1 pseudogene is annotated in these 422 nt (G+C 53.1%); it reads left to right on the top strand.

What is annotated here, in order from left to right:
• Nucleotides 1-54: 54 nt before the first annotated feature.
• Nucleotides 55-422, top strand: a pseudogene (locus tag OGX91_RS00070) (putative type VI secretion system effector); the annotation flags it as partial.

The raw sequence follows: 422 nt of genomic DNA, 5'->3' as shown, positions 1-422 counted from the left end.
GGCAGGCGTTTTACCGGCTGGCTGGGATGCCACTGGTGCTATGAAGGGGAGGAGGTGGAACTGCTGGCGGCCCCGGTCGGCGAGGAGTATCTGGTGTATGCCATCCACAAACCGGAGGAGCAGTCCCTGTGCATGACGCCGGGGTGCTACCGGGGAAAGAATCAGGCGCGCCGCGCGGCAGTGCGTATCCCGCTGCGGGTTTGCTATTTGTGCCTGACTATTATTATCCCATTATATATACATGTATATAATGGATGGGAGGCATTCTCAAATCCATATTTTTATTCACTTATAGCAGTAGCTTTTCTGGCCTTACTGGGGTTATGCCTGCTTCCAGCGGCCTGGTCAATTTACAAACATAAACCGTTACCGGAAGAAACGCTGTCAGAGGAGATATTCACCCTGCTGGGCTGGGAAAACGT

Source organism: Citrobacter sp. Cpa228 (genome assembly GCF_030333085.1).
In the GTDB taxonomy this organism is placed as follows: domain Bacteria; phylum Pseudomonadota; class Gammaproteobacteria; order Enterobacterales; family Enterobacteriaceae; genus Citrobacter; species Citrobacter pasteurii.
This window is presented reverse-complemented; position numbering and strand designations above follow the sequence as displayed.